Source organism: Rhodomicrobium sp. Az07 (genome assembly GCF_018619475.1).
In the GTDB taxonomy this organism is placed as follows: domain Bacteria; phylum Pseudomonadota; class Alphaproteobacteria; order Rhizobiales; family Rhodomicrobiaceae; genus Rhodomicrobium.
This window is the reverse complement of sequence record NZ_JAHFZG010000011.1, coordinates 76,061-95,545: the sequence shown is the minus strand read 5'-3', so window position 1 is coordinate 95,545 and position 19,485 is coordinate 76,061. Positions and strand designations below refer to the sequence as shown.

24 protein-coding genes are annotated in these 19,485 nt (G+C 62.6%); 3 read left to right on the top strand and 21 right to left on the bottom strand.

Going from position 1 to position 19,485, the window contains the following annotated elements; genetic code table 11:
* Window positions 1–48: 48 nt before the first annotated feature.
* The 3 genes from KKP04_RS09910 to KKP04_RS09900 are packed head-to-tail and all read right to left on the bottom strand — an operon-like array spanning window position 49 to window position 2,939.
* Window positions 49–984 carry an MlaD family protein gene (locus KKP04_RS09910; protein ID WP_215030212.1) on the bottom strand — a complete coding sequence of 312 codons (936 nt, stop codon included), beginning with the start codon at window positions 982–984 and terminating at the stop codon, window positions 49–51.
* Window position 985: 1 nt separating this feature from the next.
* Window positions 986–1,780 (bottom strand): ABC transporter ATP-binding protein, encoded by a 795-nt coding sequence (locus KKP04_RS09905; protein WP_215030210.1) that lies wholly within the window; start codon window positions 1,778–1,780, stop codon window positions 986–988.
* Between the two features lies 1 nt (window position 1,781).
* A complete protein-coding gene (locus KKP04_RS09900) occupies window positions 1,782–2,939 on the bottom strand; it encodes an MlaE family lipid ABC transporter permease subunit (RefSeq protein ID WP_215030207.1) in 1,158 nt (385 codons plus the stop codon).
* A 211-nt stretch (window positions 2,940–3,150) separates the two neighbouring features.
* On the opposite strand from KKP04_RS09900, the gene KKP04_RS09895 reads away from it, so the two are divergent.
* Window positions 3,151–3,642, top strand: coding sequence for a hypothetical protein (locus KKP04_RS09895; RefSeq protein WP_215030205.1), 492 nt, complete (start codon window positions 3,151–3,153; stop codon window positions 3,640–3,642).
* A 273-nt stretch (window positions 3,643–3,915) separates the two neighbouring features.
* Complete coding sequence (locus KKP04_RS09890; protein ID WP_215030203.1) at window positions 3,916–4,590, top strand: response regulator transcription factor; 675 nt, start codon at window positions 3,916–3,918, stop codon at window positions 4,588–4,590.
* A gap of 43 nt (window positions 4,591–4,633) precedes the next feature.
* On the opposite strand, the gene KKP04_RS09885 is transcribed toward KKP04_RS09890, so the two are convergent.
* Window positions 4,634–5,815, bottom strand: a complete 1,182-nt coding sequence (locus KKP04_RS09885; protein ID WP_251134017.1) for an acetate/propionate family kinase — start codon at window positions 5,813–5,815, stop codon at window positions 4,634–4,636.
* 348 nt (window positions 5,816–6,163) lie between these two features.
* On the opposite strand from KKP04_RS09885, the gene KKP04_RS09880 reads away from it, so the two are divergent.
* Window positions 6,164–7,588: an aldehyde dehydrogenase family protein gene (locus tag KKP04_RS09880; protein ID WP_215030196.1), complete on the top strand. Its 1,425-nt coding sequence runs from the start codon at window positions 6,164–6,166 to the stop codon at window positions 7,586–7,588.
* Between the two features lie 12 nt (window positions 7,589–7,600).
* Here KKP04_RS09880 and frdD read toward each other — a convergent pair whose 3' ends face one another.
* From frdD to rpsN, 17 genes are all read right to left on the bottom strand, one after another.
* Window positions 7,601–7,972, bottom strand: coding sequence for a fumarate reductase subunit FrdD (gene frdD, locus KKP04_RS09875; RefSeq protein ID WP_215030193.1), 372 nt, complete (start codon window positions 7,970–7,972; stop codon window positions 7,601–7,603).
* Window positions 7,972–8,370 carry a fumarate reductase subunit C gene (locus tag KKP04_RS09870; protein WP_215030190.1) on the bottom strand — a complete coding sequence of 133 codons (399 nt, stop codon included), beginning with the start codon at window positions 8,368–8,370 and terminating at the stop codon, window positions 7,972–7,974. Before KKP04_RS09870 ends, frdD begins: the two co-directional genes overlap by 1 nt.
* Window positions 8,367–9,122 (bottom strand): succinate dehydrogenase/fumarate reductase iron-sulfur subunit, encoded by a 756-nt coding sequence (locus tag KKP04_RS09865; protein ID WP_215030187.1) that lies wholly within the window; start codon window positions 9,120–9,122, stop codon window positions 8,367–8,369. Before KKP04_RS09865 ends, KKP04_RS09870 begins: the two co-directional genes overlap by 4 nt.
* Window positions 9,115–10,902, bottom strand: coding sequence for a fumarate reductase (quinol) flavoprotein subunit (gene frdA / locus KKP04_RS09860; protein ID WP_215030184.1), 1,788 nt, complete (start codon window positions 10,900–10,902; stop codon window positions 9,115–9,117). Before frdA ends, KKP04_RS09865 begins: the two co-directional genes overlap by 8 nt.
* A 498-nt stretch (window positions 10,903–11,400) precedes the next feature.
* On the bottom strand, window positions 11,401–11,823 hold the full coding sequence (rplQ, locus tag KKP04_RS09855; RefSeq protein WP_215030181.1) for a 50S ribosomal protein L17: 423 nt from the start codon (window positions 11,821–11,823) through the stop codon (window positions 11,401–11,403).
* Between the two features lie 160 nt (window positions 11,824–11,983).
* Complete coding sequence (locus KKP04_RS09850) at window positions 11,984–13,024, bottom strand: DNA-directed RNA polymerase subunit alpha (protein ID WP_215030178.1); 1,041 nt, start codon at window positions 13,022–13,024, stop codon at window positions 11,984–11,986.
* 115 nt (window positions 13,025–13,139) lie between these two features.
* The gene (gene rpsK, locus KKP04_RS09845) at window positions 13,140–13,529 is read right to left on the bottom strand and encodes a 30S ribosomal protein S11 (protein WP_013420576.1); all 390 of its coding nucleotides are present in this window, start codon (window positions 13,527–13,529) and stop codon (window positions 13,140–13,142) included.
* A gap of 89 nt (window positions 13,530–13,618) precedes the next feature.
* Window positions 13,619–13,987, bottom strand: coding sequence for a 30S ribosomal protein S13 (rpsM, locus tag KKP04_RS09840; protein WP_215030175.1), 369 nt, complete (start codon window positions 13,985–13,987; stop codon window positions 13,619–13,621).
* Between the two features lie 203 nt (window positions 13,988–14,190).
* Window positions 14,191–14,847 carry an adenylate kinase gene (locus tag KKP04_RS09835; protein ID WP_215030172.1) on the bottom strand — a complete coding sequence of 219 codons (657 nt, stop codon included), beginning with the start codon at window positions 14,845–14,847 and terminating at the stop codon, window positions 14,191–14,193.
* Complete coding sequence (gene secY, locus KKP04_RS09830; protein ID WP_215030167.1) at window positions 14,844–16,166, bottom strand: preprotein translocase subunit SecY; 1,323 nt, start codon at window positions 16,164–16,166, stop codon at window positions 14,844–14,846. Before secY ends, KKP04_RS09835 begins: the two co-directional genes overlap by 4 nt.
* A 139-nt stretch (window positions 16,167–16,305) precedes the next feature.
* Window positions 16,306–16,857 carry a 50S ribosomal protein L15 gene (gene rplO / locus KKP04_RS09825; RefSeq protein ID WP_215030165.1) on the bottom strand — a complete coding sequence of 184 codons (552 nt, stop codon included), beginning with the start codon at window positions 16,855–16,857 and terminating at the stop codon, window positions 16,306–16,308.
* A gap of 33 nt (window positions 16,858–16,890) precedes the next feature.
* A complete protein-coding gene (rpmD, locus tag KKP04_RS09820; protein WP_013420571.1) occupies window positions 16,891–17,112 on the bottom strand; it encodes a 50S ribosomal protein L30 in 222 nt (73 codons plus the stop codon).
* 11 nt (window positions 17,113–17,123) lie between these two features.
* Window positions 17,124–17,705 carry a 30S ribosomal protein S5 gene (gene rpsE / locus KKP04_RS09815; protein WP_215030163.1) on the bottom strand — a complete coding sequence of 194 codons (582 nt, stop codon included), beginning with the start codon at window positions 17,703–17,705 and terminating at the stop codon, window positions 17,124–17,126.
* 47 nt (window positions 17,706–17,752) lie between these two features.
* The gene (rplR, locus tag KKP04_RS09810; protein ID WP_215030161.1) at window positions 17,753–18,115 is read right to left on the bottom strand and encodes a 50S ribosomal protein L18; all 363 of its coding nucleotides are present in this window, start codon (window positions 18,113–18,115) and stop codon (window positions 17,753–17,755) included.
* A gap of 9 nt (window positions 18,116–18,124) precedes the next feature.
* On the bottom strand, window positions 18,125–18,658 hold the full coding sequence (rplF, locus tag KKP04_RS09805) for a 50S ribosomal protein L6 (protein WP_215030159.1): 534 nt from the start codon (window positions 18,656–18,658) through the stop codon (window positions 18,125–18,127).
* Between the two features lie 101 nt (window positions 18,659–18,759).
* On the bottom strand, window positions 18,760–19,158 hold the full coding sequence (rpsH, locus tag KKP04_RS09800; protein WP_013420567.1) for a 30S ribosomal protein S8: 399 nt from the start codon (window positions 19,156–19,158) through the stop codon (window positions 18,760–18,762).
* A 13-nt stretch (window positions 19,159–19,171) separates the two neighbouring features.
* Window positions 19,172–19,477 (bottom strand): 30S ribosomal protein S14, encoded by a 306-nt coding sequence (rpsN, locus tag KKP04_RS09795; protein WP_215030157.1) that lies wholly within the window; start codon window positions 19,475–19,477, stop codon window positions 19,172–19,174.
* Window positions 19,478–19,485 lie beyond the last annotated feature (8 nt).

Below are 19,485 nucleotides of genomic sequence, written 5' to 3'. Positions count from 1 at the left end.
AGACCGTTTTACCCATCTGATTGCAATTCAATCAGATCGGAACGGGCTCTAGTATTTGGGCGACTGCTGACCGCCAAGCAAAAAGCCCGTCGGATTGCGATCGAGTTTCTGGACCACCCGATCCAGGCTGTCCGCCAAGCGCCTGCCGTCCTTGGCAAAAAGCTCGAATTCGCGCAACGAGCGTTCAGCCTGGGCCGTGATCGGGCCCGACCTGTCGCCGAGCGTCTTGTCGAGTTTCTCCGAAAGCTGGCGAAAAGAAGCTGCCGCCTGTTGCACCTGCGACACAACAGAATCGGGGTGATCGGAAGCCGATCCGGCCAGTCGATCCACGGCTGTGTCGATTTTCGCCGTGACGTCGTTCAATCGCGCCGACACATCGCGCACGTTCTTGACGATCTCGCCCACCTCGCCCCTATGCTCCGCGACGGTCGCCGTGAAAGCCTCAAGGTTGGCGATGGTGCGCCGGAGCGAGGCTTCATTGTTCGCGATCAGGTTGTTGAGCCGCACCGCGAGCGCGCTTGCCTGACCGGCCGCGTCGGAAACCCCCGCGAACAGCGAGCCGGACGCGCCCGGATCGGCAAGGATCACGGGAATAGTCTCCCCGGGCTTCGCCTGAAGCATCGGCATGTCGGGCGTGCCGGGCGTGATTTCCATCGCGACCCATCCCGCAAGCCCCTGCTGCGAGATGCGTGCGTGGCTGTTGGTGCGAACCGGCGTGTTCTGCCTGACCGAAATCAGGATGCGCACCTTCCGCGTATCCTCGGGCACCAACTCGATCTTGCGCACCGCTCCGTAGCGGATGCCGTTGAACATCACGGGAGAGGCAACCGTGATGCCTTGAACCGAGCCTTCGAGGATCACGTGATATTCCTTGCCGCCGCCGCCGTCGGCGTCATGCTTCATCCAGTAGATGAAGCCGAGCAGCGCCGCGATCAGTCCGAGGACGAAGACGCCGACGATGAGGTAGTTTGCCCGTGTTTCCATCTCAGGATGCCTTTGCGATTTGTCGGCCGCGCTCGCCGCAGAAATACTCCCGCACCCACGGATGGCCGGGATCGCGGACGAGGTCCATCGGCGCGCCCTCGCGCACGATATGCTTGTCGGCCAGCACCGCCACGCGGTCGCACACGGCGAAGATGCTGTCGAGGTCGTGGGTGATCATGTACACGGTGAGGCCGAGCGTTCTTTGCAGGCTCCGGATGAGCCGGTCGAACGCCGCCGCGCCGATGGGATCGAGGCCGGAGGTCGGCTCGTCGAGGAAGACGATGCGCGGATCGAGCGCGAGCGCACGCGCCAACCCCGCGCGCTTCCTCATGCCGCCGGACAGTTCCGACGGGTATTTGTACGCCGCGTTCGGGGGAAGCCCCACCATCGCGATCTTGAGCAGGGCCAGCGCGTCCATGGTCTTCTGCGGCAGTTTCAGATGCTCGCGCATCGGCACCTGAACGTTCTGAAGCACGGTCAGCGAGGAGAACAGCGCGCCATCCTGAAACAGGACGCCCACTTGCCGCTCAACCTTCACGCGCTCGGTTTTCGAGAGCGACGCGAAGTTGCTGCCGAGAATTTCCACGCTGCCCGCTTCGAACGGCAGAAGCTTGAGGATCGTGCGAAGCAGCACCGATTTGCCGGTGCCCGATCCGCCCGCGATGGCGAGGATTTCGCCGGCGCGCACGTCGAGGTTCAGATTCTCGAAAATGAGCTGACTGCCGAAATGTTTCGTCAGCCCGCGAATGCGGATCGCGTAGTGCTGTGGCGCGTCGTCCAGGTGCGGTGTCGCCATGTCAGAACCCCGCCGCGGAAAGGAAAATCGCGAACACCGCGTCGAGGACCAGCACGAGGAAGATGGCCTTCACCACCGCCGTCGTCACCTGCGTGCCGACCGACTCCGCGCTTCCGCGAACGCTCAGGCCCTCCAGACAGCCGACAAGCCCGATGACGAGCGCGGCGAAGGGAGCCTTGATCAGCCCGACATAAAGATGCTTCGCCTGCACGGCGCTGTTCAGCCGTTGCAGATACATTTCGGTGTCGAGCGATAGATAAAGCTTCGCCATGACGGCACCGCCCGCCAGCGCCATGACGTCGGCCAGGAAAACCAGAAGCGGCAGCGCGATCATCAGCGCGAGCACGCGCGGCAGCACCAGCGTTTCGATGGGATCGATGCCGAGCGTGCGCATGGCGTCGATCTCTTCGCGCATCTTCATGGTGCCGATCTGCGCCGTGAACGCTGAGGCCGAGCGCCCCGCGACCATGACGGCGGCGAGTATCACCCCCAGTTCGCGAAGCGCGAGGATGCCCAGCATGTCGATGGACATTGTCTCCGCGCCGAACTTCTGAAGCTGGAAAGCGGCCTGCTGCATCACCACACCGCCGATGAGGAAGCTCACCAGAGCGATGATCGGCACGGCGGAAAGGCCGGTCTGTTGAAGCTGGTGGGTGAACGCCTTCACGCGAAAACGTTTCGGTCGCGCGACGACGCGGCCCAAGGCTGCGGTCGTTTCACCCAGAAACATGGTGAGGCGGACGGCGTCGCGCCCGATGGCGGTTGCGGCGGAGAGGAAGCGGCGGAGTGTTTCGACGGCTGCGCCCGCGCGCGGCGGCGGCGGCTCGAACGAGGCCGGGGCGGCGCGCGCAATCTCGTCGAGAAGGATGCGGTGTTCAGCGCGTGCGGAAGAGAAATCGGCGGTTGCGGCGGCGGACTTGCCATCCCTGAGACCGACGAGCGTCAACGCGCCCGCCGTATCGAGCCGCCGCATATCGCCGATGTCGATCTCGTGAGCGGGGCCGTTCGGCGCTTCGACGCCGTCGACGGCCGCCTGTGCCTCGCGCAGCGTCGCGAGCGTCCAGTCGCCGGACACGACAAGCCGACGCGTCCCGCGCTCCTCGGCGGAGCGGAGGGCCGGTCTTGTACTCCGGTCCAGAACTGCCTCGTTATCGTGCATTCCCGTCAGACTTCTGAAAGAATTGTTAAGCCATAGCGAGGATCGGGCGTCGAGTCTGTGAAAAACTGTCGCAAACCTTCACGGAGCCCGTTCCTGCCAGCGAACCATGACAAGAACGAGACGCAAAGAAACGGTGCGATTTTGTCAAGCGTTTGGAAAGGTTTACCCGGTAGTGTTTCTACAACCGATTTTCGAACACCCGGCGGCGAGTATGACAATCCTTCCTATGGCTCCCCTGTCGGAGGCCGACTACTGCGCGATAGAAAGCGCCCTGCTTGCAACAGAAAAGGGCCGCCGCTTCCTGCGAGCCTACGTGGAGCGCAATCGCGGGTTGGAGACGCTCCGTCTCCTGCGCTCCATTTCGCGGCTGCATCGCGCGGCGCTCGGCGTGCCCGGTCTCAACGCGGAGGTTTGCCGCGATCTGTCGAACATTCTCAGCACCGTCTCACGACATCGGCACAAGGCATTCGATTGTTTCGACGATGGCGACAAGTCGGAACTTCTGCTGAGCGGTCTGGAAGAAATCGAGGCTGCGGTCATTGCGCTGATCGAGTCGATCGAGGATCGCATGGCCGACACGTTGAACGAGGAACTCGAATCGCAAGCCCAGCAGCCGGAATCGCACGCCGCACGCTATGCGTCGGATCGAACCGCCAAGCTTTTCGGCGAACTATCCTCCTATTTCACGACCGAGCAGCGCTGACGCGCTTTCGAGCGATTGGCTGATGGTCCTGCCCGGTGGCGCCCATGCCGCCGGGTTTTGCGCGTCCGCCTGCGACGCGACGCCCGGCCCCGCCGGGATAGTCCCCCTCGAAGTTTGCGCAAAACCTACCCCAAGTTGAAGCGAGGCATTCTTGCAACGCTTCGCGAGTTAACGGATTGCGTTCCGCCGATCGAGACAATCAGAGGTTGATGCAGCCACAGGTTGCGTTTAAGCCGTTAAGCAGACCTTAGTTGTTTCGAATCGGAAAAAGCCATGATTGTCATCGTCGATGAACGCGAAACCGTTTTGAACGGTTATGCCGCCTGGTTCTGCCGGGAGGGCGTTTCCGCAACCGGGCTTGCGCCGCATGACTTCCGGCAATGGGTTAATACGGCACCGGAGCCGGATATCGACGCAGTTGAAGCTTTTCTGCTTGGGGACTTCCAAAATCGCGAGGAAGTGCCGCTCAAGATCAAGTCGCGGTCCGGTGCCGCCGTCATCGCCATGAACGAGACGAAATCGCTGAACGATACGCTCGACCTGTTCGCCGCCGGTGTCGATGACGTCGTGCGCAAGCCCGTGCATGTGCGCGAAATTCTCGCCCGCATCCGCGCCATCAGCCGCCGCTCGCAGCAGGACGCCGAGGCGCACCCGCTGTCGGGCCGCATCCGCGTCTTCTCCGATGGCCGCGACCCCGAAGTCGACGGCGAGCCGCTACCGCTCCCGCGCCGCGAGCGCCGCATTCTCGAATATCTCATGGCGAACAAGGGCCGCCGTGTGACGAAGTCGCAGATTTTCAACTTCGTCTACGGGCTGTTCGACGACGGCATCGACGAGAACGTCATCGAAAGCCACATCAGCAAGTTGCGCAAGCGGCTGCGTCAGCGGCTCGGCTCGGACCCGATCGACTCCCAGCGCTTCCTCGGCTACCGGCTTACGCAGGACTAAGCGCGGACATCGCGAGCGGCGACGCGCCCACGGTTCGGGCGCGCTATTTCTGTGAAGTGGGCAGGAACGACAGCGTGTGCTGCGCGATGGTCTTTTCCTCGTTCGCGGCGACGACAAAAACCTTCACGCGCGATGCATCGGTGCTGAGAAGTCGTTCGGCCCGAGCATTGCGCTCCGCATCCAGCGAAAGGCCGAGCCATTCGAAATCGGCGCAAATCCGCCCGCGAAGATCGGCGGAATGTTCGCCGATGCCGCCCGAGAACACAAGCGCGTCCAACCCGCCGAGGAGCGCGGTAAGCGCGCCGATTTCATAACGGGCGCGGTGAACGAAATAGGCGAGCGCCGCGCGCGAGCCGGGCGTGTCCGCCTTTTCGAGGTCGCGCACGTCATGCGAAAAGCCCGACATGCCCTTGAGCCCCGAGCCGCGATGAAGAAGTTGCGTCACGGTGTCGACGCTCATACGGCGCTCGGTCAGCAGATGCAGCACCACCCCGGCGTCGATCTGCCCGCAGCGGGTTCCCATCGCGAGGCCGTCGAGCGGCGTGAAGCTCATGGTCGAGCTGATGCTGCGCCCTTCCTTCATCGCGCACATGGACGCGCCATTGCCGAGATGGGCCATGATCACGCGCCCCTCCGCGATTTCGGGCGCGAAGCTGCGAAACTCGTCCACGAGGTGCTCATAGGCGAGGCCGTGAAAGCCGTAACGGCGCACACCGGCATCGTAATATTCCGGCGGCAGGCCGAACGTGTCGTTCTCCCAATTATGCGTGCGGTGGAACGCCGTGTCGAAACAGGCAACCTGCACCGCTTCCGGAAACACCTTTCGCGCGGCGAGGATACAGCGGATGTTGTGTGTTTGATGCAGCGGCGCCAGCGGAATAAGGGTGCGCATTTCCAGAAGCGCGTCTTCGTCCACGCGAATAGGCTTCGTGAACATCGTGCCGCCATGCACGATGCGGTGGCCGACGCCGACAATCTTCCGGCCGCCGCCATATAGATGCACGAAATCCAGCACCTCGTGAAGCGCCGCCACATGCGATGCGGAGACGGTCGGCCTCGGCGCAAAGGACGGCATCTCCGAACCCGGCGCGGCCTTGACGGAGAACTCCGCGGCGTCGCCATGCAGCCCCTCGACCTGCCCGCGAAACGCCTCGACGATCCCATCGCCGTGAATATCGAAAAGCGCGAATTTCAGCGACGAAGACCCCGCATTGAGGGTGATCATGGCATTCTTCATCGGGTTGGGTTCCGCAAGGCGCGCGTGCGTTCGGCGAAGCGCAACGGGCGCGTGTGAAGTGTGAAGTCAGCCGTTCGTCTTCTCCGGTTTCCTCATCGGGATTGCCCGGACGCGGCGCAGTCTCTGCCAAACCGGCAGCATCGGCAACCTCGGAAAAGAGGTTCTGCCCTGGTCGTTGCGGGGAAATTCATATCGCCCGCCCGCGCCATGGCGCCCGCAACTTCGCCGGCCATGCGATATCCGCCTTTCGGGCGAGCGGCAGAGCGAAAACACCTTCCTCAAATGGCTCGCGCCCCTGTACAACTTCCAGCGGAAACAGCGGCAATCGGAAAATAGATGTCAGCGGGCGATGCCGAGAGGCCACATTTGGAAAGCCGGAACGCAGTCGCGGTGCTGATGGAGCGCGCCCGCGCCGCGCAGGCGACGTTCGCCGGGAGCGATCAGGCGCGCGTCGATGAAGCCGTGCGCGCCATGGCCTGGGCGATCTACAAGCCCGAGCACGCGGAGGAACTCGCTCGTATCGCCGTCGCCGACACGGGCCTCGGCAACGTGCCCGACAAGATCGACAAGAAGCAGCGCAAGACCTTCGGCACGCTGCGCGATCTCTTGCGGGTGAAGTCGGTCGGCGTGATCGAGGAAGACCCGGCGCAAGGCATCGTCAAATATGCGAAGCCCATCGGCGTCGTCGGCGCCGTCACGCCGTCAACCAATCCGGGCGCCACCGCGGCCAACAAGGGGATGATGGCGATCAAGGGCCGCAATGCGATGATCGTCGCGCCGTCGCCGCTCGGCTACACGACGACCGCGCGCGCCGTCGAACTCATGCGCGAAGGGCTGGCGCACATCGGCCTGCCCGAAGACCTGCTTCAAGTGCTGCCGCAGCCCGTCACGAAGCATCTCACGCGCGCAATGATGGAGGCGGTCGACCTCGTGGTCGTCACCGGCTCGCAGGACAATGTGCGGCGCGGCTATATGAGCGGAACGCCCGCCATCGGCGTCGGCACGGGCAATGTGCCGGTGATCGTGGACGAAACGGCCGATCTCGACGCGGCGGCCGCGAAGATCGCGCGATCGAAGATCTTCGATAATTCCACGTCGTGCTCGTCGGAAAACGCGGTGGTGATTGTCGACGCCGTCTATGAGCGCGCGATTGCGGCGCTGGAGCGCGCGGGCGCCTATCTCTGCGCGCGGGAGAAGAGAGCCGATATCGAAGCCGCGCTATGGCAGAGCCACAAGCTCAATCGCCACCTCATCGCAAAGGATGCAGGCGTATTGGCGCGGGCGTTCGGCCTGCCTCGCGATGCGGACGCCGCGCGGTTCTTTCTCGTGGAGGAAACCGGCATCGGCCCCGATTTTCCACTGTCGAGCGAGAAGCTTTCGCTCGTGCTGACGGTCTATCGCGCCCGCGACTTTGCCGACGCGAAGGATATCGTGCGGCGCATTCTCGATCATCAGGGGCGCGGGCACTCGCTCGGCATCCACACGGCGAACATGGACCGCGCGCGCGAACTCGCCGCCGATCTCGACGTGGTGCGCGTGCTCGTGAATTTCGCGCACACTTTCGCCCATGGGGGTTCGTTCGATTCCGGGTTGCCGTTTACGCTCAGTATGGGCTGCGGAAGCTGGCAGAAGAACTCGATCTCCGAAAATCTCAACTACCGCCACTTCCTCAACATCACGCATCTTGTGACGCCTATCCCCGAGAAGCGCCCGACGGAAGCCGAGTTATTCGGCCCGCACTGGGAGAAATACGGGAGATAGGGCTCGTTCCGTCTAAAACCCGATGGCAAGAAGAAGCCCCGCCGTCGCCACCGTCACCACGGCGGCGACGCCATAAGTCAGAAGCCGCCGCCCAAGGTCGCTGAACACATGCATGTCCTTCAGCGTGAGATAAAGCCGCTCGGCCGCGTGCCAGAAGAACAGCGAAATAACAGCCCAGATCGCGGCCTTGCCAAGCCAGTTTTGCGTGAACGCAAGCGCGTTTTCGTAGCTCAACGCGTCGGGGCCGATGCCGATGCCCTGCGGCGCAAGGAAACCGGTCACGAGGATCAGCCCGACGCCGAACAGCGCCGACAGCGTGCCGCCCGCGCCGAAAAGAAGCCAAAAGATCGGTGCGTTGCTGCGCTTTTCGGGAGCGTGCGGCATCAAAACGGCCTCCACAGAACGAATGCGACGAGCGCCGACGAACAGATGACCGCGACCGATGTGCCGATCAGCGTGATGGTTCTTTGCGGCACCGGCGTGCCTCCGAGTATGAGCTTCGGCATCGTCTTCGGCAGGATCTGAAACCATGTGCGCACATGCCAGAGCATGGCGATGAGCAGCGCGCCATGCAGCACCAGCGAGGCGGGGGAGGCAAGCCAGCCGCGCCAGGCGTCCCAGGCGGCAGGGCCTTGCAACAGCGCGACCAGCCCGGACAGCAGCACGGCGGCGTAGATCGCGATGGTCACGCCCGAAAGCTCGCGGACGGTGTAATGCCGGAAAGGCCAGCGCGCCCACCAGTCGCGGGGCATGGGGCGCACATAAGGGCGACGTTCGCTCATTTCGTGTCCCTCTTCTTCAAGAAGCGCAGGAAGTAGTCGAGCGCGGTGTTCATCTTGTTCTGGTTGACGGCGTGCATCGGGTCCACCGCCTTGGGGCAAACATCGCTGCATGCCCCAACCGCCGTGCAACCCCACACGCCATCCTCGCCATGCACCGCATCGATGCGCAGCGCGCTGCCGCCGTCGCGCGAGTCGCCATCGTAGCGCTGGAGGATCGCCATCGCGGCCGGGCCGATGAACTTCGGGTTCTCGCCATATTGCGGGCAGGCTGCGTAGCACAGCATGCAGTTGATGCAGGCGCTGAAATTTTCATAGGCCGCCATCTGCGCGGGCGTCTGATTATACGGACCTTCCGAAACCGGCTTCGGGTGTTTGGGGATCAGCCAGGGCGTGACGCTCTCGATCTTCTTCACGAAGTCGTCCACCGTCACCACGAGATCGCGCTCGATGGGGAAATGGTTCAGCGGCTCGACCGTGACCGGCCCCGGCGCGAGATCGCGCAGCAGCGTGTGACAGGCGAGCTTCGGCTCGGCGTTGATCATCATGCCGCAGCTTCCGCAGATCGCCATGCGGCACGACCAGCGATAGGTCAGGCTGCCGTCTATCGTGTCCTTGATCCACTGAAGCCCCTGCAACACCGACATGTCGCTCGTATACGGCACGGTGAAGCTCTGATGATGCGGCTTCTCGTCCGTCACCGGATTGTAGCGCAAGACGCGCAATTCAATGGTCTTGTCCGCGCGCTCAGTCATGCTTGTGCGCCTTCGCTTCTTCGAGTTTGACGCCTGCTTCGCCGTAGGCGCGCTGGCCGGGAGGCGATTTGGTGATGGACACGGGCGCATAGGTAATTTCCGGCGCCGCGCCGTCGCGATAATGCGCGAGGCTGTGCGCCAGATAGCGCTCATCGTCGCGGTTCTCGTAGCCGTCGAGCCGCTGGTGCGCCCCGCGCGACTCCTTGCGCTCCAGCGCCGAATACGCGATGACCTCCGCCACGTCGAGCTGGAAGCCGAGTTCGATGGCTGTGGTCCAGTCGGTGTTCCAAACGCGGGTATGATCGTCGAGCGTGACATCCGCATAGCGCTTCTTGAGGTCGGCGAGCGTATCGCAGGTTTGCTGCGTCTCGTCGCCGAGCCGATAGATACCGCAGCCGCGCTCCATGGCGGCCGTCATCTCGTCGCGCAGCGCCGCGTGCCGTTCACCCTTGCCCTGCCGGTTCAGCAGCGCGAGCGCCCGGCCTTCCGCCGCGCGGGCCTGATCGAGAAGACGGCCCTTGTCGCCGTTCGACGAGTCCTGCGCGAAGGCCGCCGCCTGTTCGCCAGCCACGCGGCCGAACACCGAAAGCTCGGCGAGCGAGTTCGAGCCGAGTCGGTTCGCGCCGTGAATGCCGACGCTGGAGCATTCGCCCGCAGCATACAGGCCGGGCAGCGGCGCGGCGGTGCGACCGTCCACGAGAATGCCGCCCATCGTGTAATGCACCGCCGGACGCACGGGGATCGGCTGTTCCGCCGCGTCGACGCCCATGTAATCCTTCGCGAGGTCGTAGATCTGCGGGAGGCGTTCGAGGATCTTGTCGCGGCCGAGATGCGTGAGGTCGAGCAGCACCGCATCGCCATGCGCCGTCTCGATGGTGCGTCCCTTGCGCTCCTCATGCCAGAACGCCTGACTGATCCTGTCGCGCGGGCCAAGCTCCATGTATTTGTTGCGGACCTCTGGCAATGCCGGACCGAGGCCGTAATCCTGCAAATAACGGTAGCCGTCCTTGTTGCGCAGGAAGCCGCCTTCGCCGCGCGCGCCCTCGGTGAAGAGCACGCCGCTGCCCGGCATGCAGGTCGGATGATATTGCATGAATTCCATGTCGCGCAGCGGCACGCCGTGACGGAACGCCAGCGCCATGCCGTCGCCGGTGACAATGCCGCCATTGGTGTTCTGCGGGTACACTCGGCCCGCGCCCCCCGTTGCGATGATGACAGCGCGCGCGGTGACGGCGGTGAACTCGCCGGTTGCGAGGCTGAGGAACACGGCACCCTGCGCGCGGCCATCGTCAACAAGGAGGTCCGTGCAGAAGAACTCATCCAGCCGCTTGATGGACGGGTACTTCATGGACGTCTGATACAGCGTGTGCAGGATATGAAAGCCCGTGCGATCCGCCGCGAACCACGTGCGCGCGATCTTCATGCCGCCGAAGCGCCGCACGGCGATATCGCCGTCCGGCTTGCGGCTCCACGGACAGCCCCAATGTTCGAGCTGGATCATTTCCGGCGTGCAGTGCTCGACGAAGTATTCCACCACGTCCTGCTCGCAAAGCCAGTCGCCGCCGGAAACGGTGTCGTCGAAATGGGCCTGAAGGCTGTCGGAGTCCTGCAACACGCCCGCAGAGCCGCCCTCCGCCGCCACCGTGTGGCTTCGCATCGGGTAAACCTTCGAAACCAGCGCGATGGAGAGGCCGGGCGCGGCTTCGGCGGCGGCAATCGCCGCACGCAGGCCCGCCCCGCCCGCGCCAATGATCAGGATATCGGCTTCGATGTGCTCCACTCCGAGTCCCTCCTGCGCGGGGGCGTTCTCCGCCGCTACCTTCGCGATTGTTATGATTGGGCGCGTGAGAATCGCTCGCTGCGCCGATGGTCGCGCCGAAGATAACCGATCCGTGATGAAAGATCGTCGGGTCTGTGCCGCAAAAATGCATCGAATTGCGAAAAGTGGCGCGAAGACCGCAGATCGACGAAGCGCACAAGGGATTTGCTTGCGTGCACAGCTTCTCCCCTGACGCTTTGCATGCGGGGCAGAAAGACATCGCGCGGACAGAAAATCGAACGCTCATCAAGGCTTGGGAGGATGACGAGTTATCGCAAGCAACCCACGTCCAACTTCTTGGGCGGGTGTCTGCGTCGCGTCGGCCTTCTCACCTTGCGATCAAAGTCCGACGCCCCGGATGCAAAGAAAAGGCCGCGCATCGATCGCGCGGCCGGAAACTAAACTTCTGAAACGTGTCTCGCAGCCTGCGAATCCGCGCCTGCCGCTCGGTAGACCGGCTTACGCCGCTTCCGCTTCGTCCTCGACGTCTTGCACGGGACCGGAATCCAGCCCCTTAGCATTGACGTCGCGATCCACAAGCTCGATGACCGCGAGCGGCGCATTGTCGCCATAGCGGAAGCCAGCTTTCAGAACGCGGGTATAACCGCCCGGACGATCCGCATAGCGCGGAGCGAGCGTTGCAAACAGCTTCGCCAATTGCGTTTCGTCGCGAAGGCGGGACGCCACCACGCGGCGCGCATGCAGATCGCCGCGCTTCGCGAGCGTGATCAGCGCCTCGACGACGCCGCGCAGATCCTTCGCCTTCGGCAGGGTGGTCACGATCTGCTCGTGCTTGATGAGAGCAGCGGCCATATTGGCGAACATGGCCTGACGGTGGCTCGCCGTGCGATTGAATTTACGACCGGATCTACGGTGACGCATTGTCTCGTCCTCAAACTTCGCCGCGCCGGACTGCGCCCCGCGGTCTGATTGGTCTGTTACAGCGTCGTACCGTACATCAGGCGCGGCACCACGCTGCAAGTCTTGGGTGTCGATCAGGTTCTCAGCGTCCAATCATCTCCGATTTGACGCACAGGCCGATCTAGTAATGGTCCTCGAAGCGCTTCGCCAGTTCTTCGATGTTCTCCGGCGGCCAGTTCGGGACTTCCATGCCGAGATGCAGCCCCATGCCGGCGAGCACCTCTTTGATTTCGTTCAGAGACTTACGCCCGAAATTCGGCGTGCGCAACATCTCCGCTTCGGTCTTCTGGATGAGATCGCCGATGTAGACGATGTTGTCGTTCTTCAGGCAGTTCGCCGAACGCACCGAAAGCTCGAGTTCGTCGACCTTCTTGAGCAACGCCGCATTGAATTCGAGTTGCGGGATGCGCTCCTCGGCGACTTCCTTGCGCGGCTCTTCGAAATTCACGAAGATCGACAACTGATCCTGAATGATGCGCGCCGCAAGCGCCACCGCGTCTTCCGGAGACACCGCGCCGTTCGTCTCGACGTCCAGCGTCAGCTTGTCGTAATCGAGGATCTGCCCTTCGCGCGTGTTCGCGATGCGGTACGAGACCTTCTTGACCGGGCTGTAGAGGCTGTCGACCGGAATGAGGCCGATTGGCGCGTCGTCCGGGCGATTGCGCTCGGCGGGCACGTAACCCTTGCCGATGGCGGCGGTCAGTTCCATGCGAACTGTCGCGCCTTCGTCGAGCGTGCAGAGAACGTGGTCGGGATTGAGGATCTCAACGTCCGGACCGGCGTCGATGTCGCGCGCGCGGGCCACGCCGGGGCCTTCCTTGCGCAGCACCATCCGTTTCACGCCCTCGGAATGGATGCGGAGGGCGACTTCCTTGACGTTCAGCACGATGTCGGTGACATCTTCGCGAACGCCCGGGATGGACGAGAATTCGTGCAGCACGCCGTCGATGTGAATTGTCGTGACCGCGCCGCCCTGAAGCGACGACAGCAGAACGCGGCGAAGCGCGTTGCCGAGCGTCAGGCCGAAGCCGCGCTCAAGCGGCTCCGCGACGATGGAAGCCACGTATTTCGGATTCGCACCGGGGATCACGTTGATCTTGCCCGGCTTGATGAGATCCTGCCAATTCTTGTTAAGCACGTTTCTTTCCTTATACGGCGGCATCGAACGCGAGGTTCCCCGCGCTCGTTAACTCATGCGAAGCTTGCCCTGGCCTCGCCTCGCACCCGCTCATCGAAACGGGGCGCCAATCGCTCCGTCGGCGGACCGGCATCGCAACTTAAACGCGACGGCGCTTGCGCGGGCGGCAACCATTGTGCGGAATCGGGGTCACATCGCGGATCGACGTGACCTGGAAGCCACAGGCCTGGAGCGCGCGAAGAGCCGACTCACGTCCCGAACCGGGGCCGCTCACTTCGATCTCGATCGTGCGCATGCCGTGTTCCTGCGCCTTGCGGCCTGCATCTTCGGCCGCAACCTGCGCTGCATAGGGCGTCGACTTGCGCGAACCCTTGAAGCCCATCGCGCCCGAAGACGACCAGGAAATCGCGTTGCCCTGCGCGTCGGTGATCGTGATCATCGTGTTGTTGAAGCTCGCATTCACGTGCGCAACGCCCGATGCAATATTTTTCTTCTCGCGGCGTTTGACGCGCGCTTTTTCCTTCGCCATCGTCCCAGTCCCAAAAAATCGAAGCTACAACGCGACCCACAATCCGACGAAACGCCGTGAGCGGGCCGCGCCACCTTCAAAGCCAGCCCTTACTTCTTTTTACCGGCGATAGGCTTGGCCGGACCTTTCCGCGTGCGCGCGTTCGTATGCGTCCGCTGGCCGCGTACAGGCAGCCCGCGACGATGCCGAAGGCCGCGATAGCAGCCCAAATCCATCAGCCGCTTGATGTTCATCGCAACTTCGCGACGAAGATCGCCCTCGACAACATAGTCGCGGTCGATGACTTCGCGGATTTGCAGGATCTCTGCGTCGCTCAACTCGTTGACCCGGCGTTCCACCGGGATGCTGACCTTGTCACAGATTTCCTTCGCGAATCTCGCCCCGATGCCATGGATATAGCGAAGGCTGATTTCAACGCGCTTATTGGAAGGGATGTTCACACCCGCGATACGTGCCACGTGGTCCTCGTCGTGTTGCTAGTTCGAGCGGGTGTCCGCTCATACCGAAAATAAGACAACGGCGCCTGCGAGGCGAAAACCTCCAGGCAACCGCAGATCATGAGCCAAGGGCGCCAATATAGTCACCCTTTGCTAATTAGTCCAGCCGCAATGCGCAAGAAAGTCTGCGAACGATCTTGCGCCTCGAATGATGCGCGGAGGCCTCAGCCCGCCGCGCCCAGGATGTCGTTCATCTGACGCGTTACAGTTTCGATCGGCGCGTCGCCGTTCACCGTCTTCAGCTTGCCCTGCGCCTTGTAATAGTCGACCAGCGGCTTCGTCTGCGTGTGGTAGACATCGAGGCGCTCCTTCACCGTTTCCGGCTTGTCGTCCGAGCGCCGCTTGAACGCGGTGCTACCACAACGGTCGCACGTGTTCTCGACTTTCGGCAGACGGAAGAAGTCGTTGTAGACCTCGCCGCAGCTTCCGCATGTGAAGCGACCTGCGATCCGCTTGACGAGCAGATCGTCCGGTACATCCACGAGGATCACTGCGCCGATCGTCTTGCCGTGTTTCGTGAGAAACGCGTCGAGTTCCTCGGCCTGCTGATTCGTCCGCGGGAAGCCGTCGAGAATGAACCCCGGCTTGTCCGCCGGGAAGCTCTCCAGCGTCTCGAAAACCACACCCATGACGACTTCGTCCGGAACGAGCTGGCCACTCTCCATATAGGACTTCGCCAGTTTGCCGACTTCGGTGCCGTTCGAAACGGCCGCCCGCAGCATGTCTCCGGACGAAAGCTGCTTGAGGCCGAAATTATCTTCCAGATATTTCGACTGCGTGCCTTTGCCGGAGCCGGGAGGGCCAAGCAGAATGATGTTCATCGACGTTTCGCTCCCCTAAGCTTCGCCTTCTTGATCAGGCCCTCATATTGATGCGCCAGAAGATGGCTCTGCACCTGTGCGACCGTATCCATGGTGACACTGACCACGATCAGAAGCGAAGTTCCGCCGAAGTAGAACGGTGCCTGCATCTGATAGGACAGAATTTCAGGCAAGATACACACCGCCGACACATAGGCCGCCCCAACGAGCGTGATGCGGGTCATCACGTAGTCGATATATTCCGCCGTGCGCTGGCCGGGTCGAATGCCGGGTATGAAGCCGCCATACTTCTTGAGGTTCTCGGCCGTGTCCTTCGGGTTGATGACGATCGGCGTATAGAAGAAGCAGAAGAAGACGATCAGCGCGATGTAGAACAGGATATGAAGCGGTTGGCCCGGCCCGAAATACGGGAGCACCTGGTTCAGCGTCTCCGAAGACTTGCCGACAATCTGCTCGATCGTCGCGGGCAGATAGAGAAGCGTCGACGCAAAGATCGGCGGGATAACGCCCGAGGCATTCAGCTTCAGCGGAAGATGCGAGCTGTCGCCCTGGAACATGCGGTTGCCGACCTGCCGCTTCGGATACTGAATCGTCAGCTTGCGCTGCGCCCGTTCGAAGAACACCACGACCGTCACAACCGCAACCATCATCACGAACAGCCCGAGGATGACAGCAGGCGAAAGCACACCGCTGCGGCCCTGTTCGAGGATGCGATAGAGCGCGGTCGGCATTTCCGCCACGATGCCCGCGAAGATGATGAGCGATGCGCCGTTGCCGATGCCGCGGGCCGTGATCTGTTCGCCGAGCCACACGAGGAACATCGTGCCGCCCACGAGCGAAACGACCGTCGTGAGCTGGAAGAACCAGCCGGGTTCGAGCGCCGAGCTGTTCAGCCCCTGCGCCGTCAGCGTCGCCTGTACCGTCGCGATCAGCACGGTCAGATATCGCGTGTACTGGTTTATTTGCTTTCGGCCGGACTCGCCTTCCTTCTTCAGCGCTTCCAGCGTCGGAACAACGGACGTCAGCAACTGAATGATGATCGACGCCGTGATATACGGCATGATGTTCAGAAGGAAGATCGCCGAACGGGAAAGCGCGCCGCCCGAGAACACGTTCAGCATCCCGAACACGGTGTTCGGGGCGCTTTCGAACAGCTTCGCGAGCAGCGTCGTGTCGATCCCGGGCAACGGGATGAACGTGCCGAGCCGATAGATCAGCAATGCGGCGAGCGTGAACAAAAGCCGCTGCTTGAGTTCACCGGCCTTTGCGAACGTCGAAAACTTGAGGTTAGCGGCGAGTTGTTCCGCTGCGGAAACCATGACTGCGACTCCGGTTGCGGCGCTTTGGGCGCGGGTGCGCCCGGAGCGTCTGCGCGAGTTTAGCTCGTTAATTCGTCACTGTTTAAGCTCACAGAGCCGTGCGAACGATCCGGCGTCGTGGAACGTAGCGCGGCCAAAATCAGTCTGCCTTTGAAGCACGGGATTCGCGCTTCGCCAGCGCAGCCCGGCGACGCACCGCGCGTTTGCCGTCACCGGCGAGGCGATCCTCGCGCGGCATGGTAATTTCCACCGATCCGCCCGCAGCTTCGACCGCCTTGACCGCAGCTTCGGAAGCCTTCGCCACCTTGAAGGCCAGCTTCGACTTCACTTCACCGCGCGCGAGGAGCCGCACGCCGTCGCGTTCGCGCCGGAGCGCGCCGCTCTCGACGAGAGCTTCAGCATCGATCACCCTGGAGGCGTCGAGCTTGCCCGCATCGATGGCCTCCTGAACGCGATCGAGGTTGATGTGGGCAAAGTCGAGCCGGAAGATGTTGTTGAAGCCACGCTTCGGCAGACGCATATGGATGGGCATCTGGCCGCCTTCGAAGCCTTTGATGGCCACGCCAGAGCGCGCCTTCTGACCCTTGACGCCGCGACCGCCCGTCTTGCCCTTGCCGGAGCCGATGCCGCGACCGACGCGGATGCGGTCCTTCGTGGCGCCAGGATTGTCTCTCAACTCGTTCAGCTTCATAATTCCGTCTCCGGGCCGCGCGTTGCGCTTCCCTTATCGCTTTTTTGCGTCCACCGGCACACCGTTTTCTTCAACGATGCGCACGAGATGCGAAACCTTGTTGATCATGCCGCGGATGGCCGGATTATCGACCACGACCTTGCGGCGGTGCATCTTGTTCAGGCCAAGGCCGATCAGCGTCTCGCGCTGATCGAATGGCCTGCGGATCGGGCTGCCGATCTGCTCGATGGTGAGCGTCTTCTTCGCTTCCGCCATGATCGCCTCCCTTACGCCTCAGCCTGAGCGGAGGCTTGGCCTTCTGCGCCGTCACGACGGCGGGTCACGATCTCGCTCACCTTCTTGCCGCGACGCGCCGCGACGCCGCGCGGGCTGTCTTCATGCTTGAGCGCGTCGAACGTGGCACGAACCATGTTGTAGGGGTTCGACGTGCCGATCGACTTCGCCACGACGTCCTGAACGCCCAGCGTCTCGAAGACGGCGCGCATCGGGCCGCCCGCGATGATGCCGGTGCCGGGAGGCGCCGCGCGGAGGAACACTTTGCCCGCACCGTGATGGCCATGCACGTCATGATGCAACGTGCGGCCTTCGCGCAGCGGAACGCGGATGAGGCTGCGCTTCGCGGCGTCAGTCGCCTTCTTGATGGCGTCCGGCACTTCACGCGCCTTGCCATGGCCGAAGCCGACGCGGCCCTTCTGGTCGCCGACGACGACGAGAGCGGCAAAACCGAAGCGACGACCGCCCTTCACCACCTTGGCGACGCGGTTGATATGAACGAGCTTGTCCACGAATTCGCTGTCGCGATCGTCGCGGTCCCGTTCTCTGCCTCTTTCACGTGGATCACGAGCCACGAGCGTACCCTTTCATTTGTCTCAGACCGGAGGCCCGAGGCGTATATTTAGAAGTTCAACCCGGCTTCGCGAGCGGCGTCTGCGAGCGCCTTGACGCGCCCATGATACATGTAGCCGCCGCGATCGAAGACGACATCCTTGATGCCGGCCTTGATCGCGCGTTCCGCGACGAGCTTGCCAACCGCCGCAGCTGCGGCGACATCGGTGCCTTTCGACAGGCTGCTCTTGAACTCGGCGTCGAGGCTCGAAGCCGAAGCGAGCGTGCATCCCTTGGTGTCGTCGATGATCTGAGCGTAGATATTCTTCGACGAGCGGAACACGGACAGGCGAGGACGGTCGCCCTGCGCCCGGCGCAGGCTGCGACGAACGCGAGCCTTGCGGCGATCGTAACTGGAGAGCGGAGAGGCCATCGTTCGTCCTTACTTCTTCTTGCCTTCTTTGCGCTGAATGTACTCGCCCTGATAGCGAACGCCCTTGCCCTTGTAAGGCTCGGGACCGCGGAACCCGCGAATTTCAGCCGCTACCTGGCCGACCTTGTCCTTCTCGATGCCGGAGATCGTAATCTCGGTCGGCTTCGGGACGACAATATTAATGCCTTCCGGGATGGAATACATCACGTCATGGCTGTAGCCAAGCTGGAGCTTCAGCGCCTTGCCGTCCATCGCGGCGCGATAACCGACGCCGGTGATTTCGAGCGTGCGGGTGAAACCGTTTGTCGTGCCGACAACGAGGTTTTCCACGAGCGACCGCGACATGCCCCACATCGAGCGGGCACGCTTGGTGTCGGTTCTGGGCTTGACGGAAATAGCACCGTCTTCCAGCTTCACCTCGACGTCATCGACGAGGGTGAGCGAAAGCTGACCTTTCGGCCCCTTCACCGTCACTGTCTGTCCTTCAACCGTCGCCGTCACGTTCTTCGGGACGGGGACCGGCTTCTTGCCAATTCGGGACATCGTCCAAAACCTTCTTCTTCTTCCTGCTGCTCCGGCCAAGACCGCCTATGAGCGTCTCGCCGGCCGTTCAGAAAACTTCGCTGTCGTGCTCCAGCCTTGGCTTAGAACACGCTGCACAAAATCTCGCCACCGACATTCTCGGCCCGGGCGCGCGTATCCGACATCACGCCCTTCGGCGTAGAGAGGATCGCAACGCCGAGACCGTTTGCGATGGTCGGCAAATCCTGCACACTCGAATAGACGCGGCGGCCGGGGGTGGAGACGCGCTTGATATCACGAATGACGGGAGCGCCATCATAATATTTCAGCTCGATCTCGAATTCAGTCTTGCCACCGCCATACTCGATCTCGGCATAGCCGCGGATGTAGCCTTCTTCCCGGAGAACGTCGAGGACGCGTGCGCGCAGCTTCGACGCAGGGGTCGAAACCTTGGGCCTGCTGCGCATCTGCGCATTGCGAATCCGCGTCAGCATATCGCCCAGTGGATCGGAAACCGTCATTGCTCTGTGATCCCTACCAGCTCGACTTTAACAAACCGGGGATAAGTCCCTGATTGCCCAGTTCGCGAAGCGCGATACGCGACATCTTCAGCTTGCGGTAAAAACCGCGCGGACGTCCCGTTACCTCGCAGCGATTACGAATGCGCGTCGGCGAGCCATTCCGCGGAAGCTGCGCGAGCTTGAGGCGCGCGGCGAAGCGCTCCTCCATCGGCAGATCCCTGTCGGTCGCGATTGCTTTGAGCTCCGAGCGCTTCTCGGCATCACGCGCCGCTATGCGCCGACGCTTGTTGTTGCGCTCGATCATGCCTGTCTTAGCCATAGTGCTCC

Bases quoted from the DNA above. Each gene is read 5' to 3' on its own strand.
- KKP04_RS09900 (WP_215030207.1), bottom strand. From the start codon at position 2,939: ATGCACGATAACGAGGCAGTTCTGGACCGGAGTACAAGACCGGCCCTC.
- rpmD (WP_013420571.1), bottom strand. From the start codon at position 17,112: ATGGCGGAAGCGAAGAAGACGCTCACCATCGAGCAGATCGGCAGCCCG.
- rpsH (WP_013420567.1), bottom strand. From the start codon at position 19,158: ATGACGGTTTCCGATCCACTGGGCGATATGCTGACGCGGATTCGCAAT.
- KKP04_RS09905 (WP_215030210.1), bottom strand. From the start codon at position 1,780: ATGGCGACACCGCACCTGGACGACGCGCCACAGCACTACGCGATCCGC.
- KKP04_RS09890 (WP_215030203.1), top strand. From the start codon at position 3,916: ATGATTGTCATCGTCGATGAACGCGAAACCGTTTTGAACGGTTATGCC.
- rpsN (WP_215030157.1), bottom strand. From the start codon at position 19,477: ATGGCTAAGACAGGCATGATCGAGCGCAACAACAAGCGTCGGCGCATA.
- KKP04_RS09850 (WP_215030178.1), bottom strand. From the start codon at position 13,024: ATGCCGCCGTATAAGGAAAGAAACGTGCTTAACAAGAATTGGCAGGAT.
- KKP04_RS09880 (WP_215030196.1), top strand. From the start codon at position 6,164: ATGTCAGCGGGCGATGCCGAGAGGCCACATTTGGAAAGCCGGAACGCA.
- KKP04_RS09835 (WP_215030172.1), bottom strand. From the start codon at position 14,847: ATGAACATCATTCTGCTTGGCCCTCCCGGCTCCGGCAAAGGCACGCAG.
- rplO (WP_215030165.1), bottom strand. From the start codon at position 16,857: ATGAAGCTGAACGAGTTGAGAGACAATCCTGGCGCCACGAAGGACCGC.
- KKP04_RS09910 (WP_215030212.1), bottom strand. From the start codon at position 984: ATGGAAACACGGGCAAACTACCTCATCGTCGGCGTCTTCGTCCTCGGA.
- rplF (WP_215030159.1), bottom strand. From the start codon at position 18,658: ATGTCCCGAATTGGCAAGAAGCCGGTCCCCGTCCCGAAGAACGTGACG.
- frdD (WP_215030193.1), bottom strand. From the start codon at position 7,972: ATGCCGCACGCTCCCGAAAAGCGCAGCAACGCACCGATCTTTTGGCTT.
- KKP04_RS09870 (WP_215030190.1), bottom strand. From the start codon at position 8,370: ATGAGCGAACGTCGCCCTTATGTGCGCCCCATGCCCCGCGACTGGTGG.
- rpsK (WP_013420576.1), bottom strand. From the start codon at position 13,529: ATGGCGAAGGAAAAAGCGCGCGTCAAACGCCGCGAGAAGAAAAATATT.
- rplQ (WP_215030181.1), bottom strand. From the start codon at position 11,823: ATGCGTCACCGTAGATCCGGTCGTAAATTCAATCGCACGGCGAGCCAC.
- rplR (WP_215030161.1), bottom strand. From the start codon at position 18,115: ATGGCCTCTCCGCTCTCCAGTTACGATCGCCGCAAGGCTCGCGTTCGT.
- secY (WP_215030167.1), bottom strand. From the start codon at position 16,166: ATGGTTTCCGCAGCGGAACAACTCGCCGCTAACCTCAAGTTTTCGACG.
- KKP04_RS09865 (WP_215030187.1), bottom strand. From the start codon at position 9,122: ATGACTGAGCGCGCGGACAAGACCATTGAATTGCGCGTCTTGCGCTAC.
- KKP04_RS09895 (WP_215030205.1), top strand. From the start codon at position 3,151: ATGACAATCCTTCCTATGGCTCCCCTGTCGGAGGCCGACTACTGCGCG.
- KKP04_RS09885 (WP_251134017.1), bottom strand. From the start codon at position 5,815: ATGATCACCCTCAATGCGGGGTCTTCGTCGCTGAAATTCGCGCTTTTC.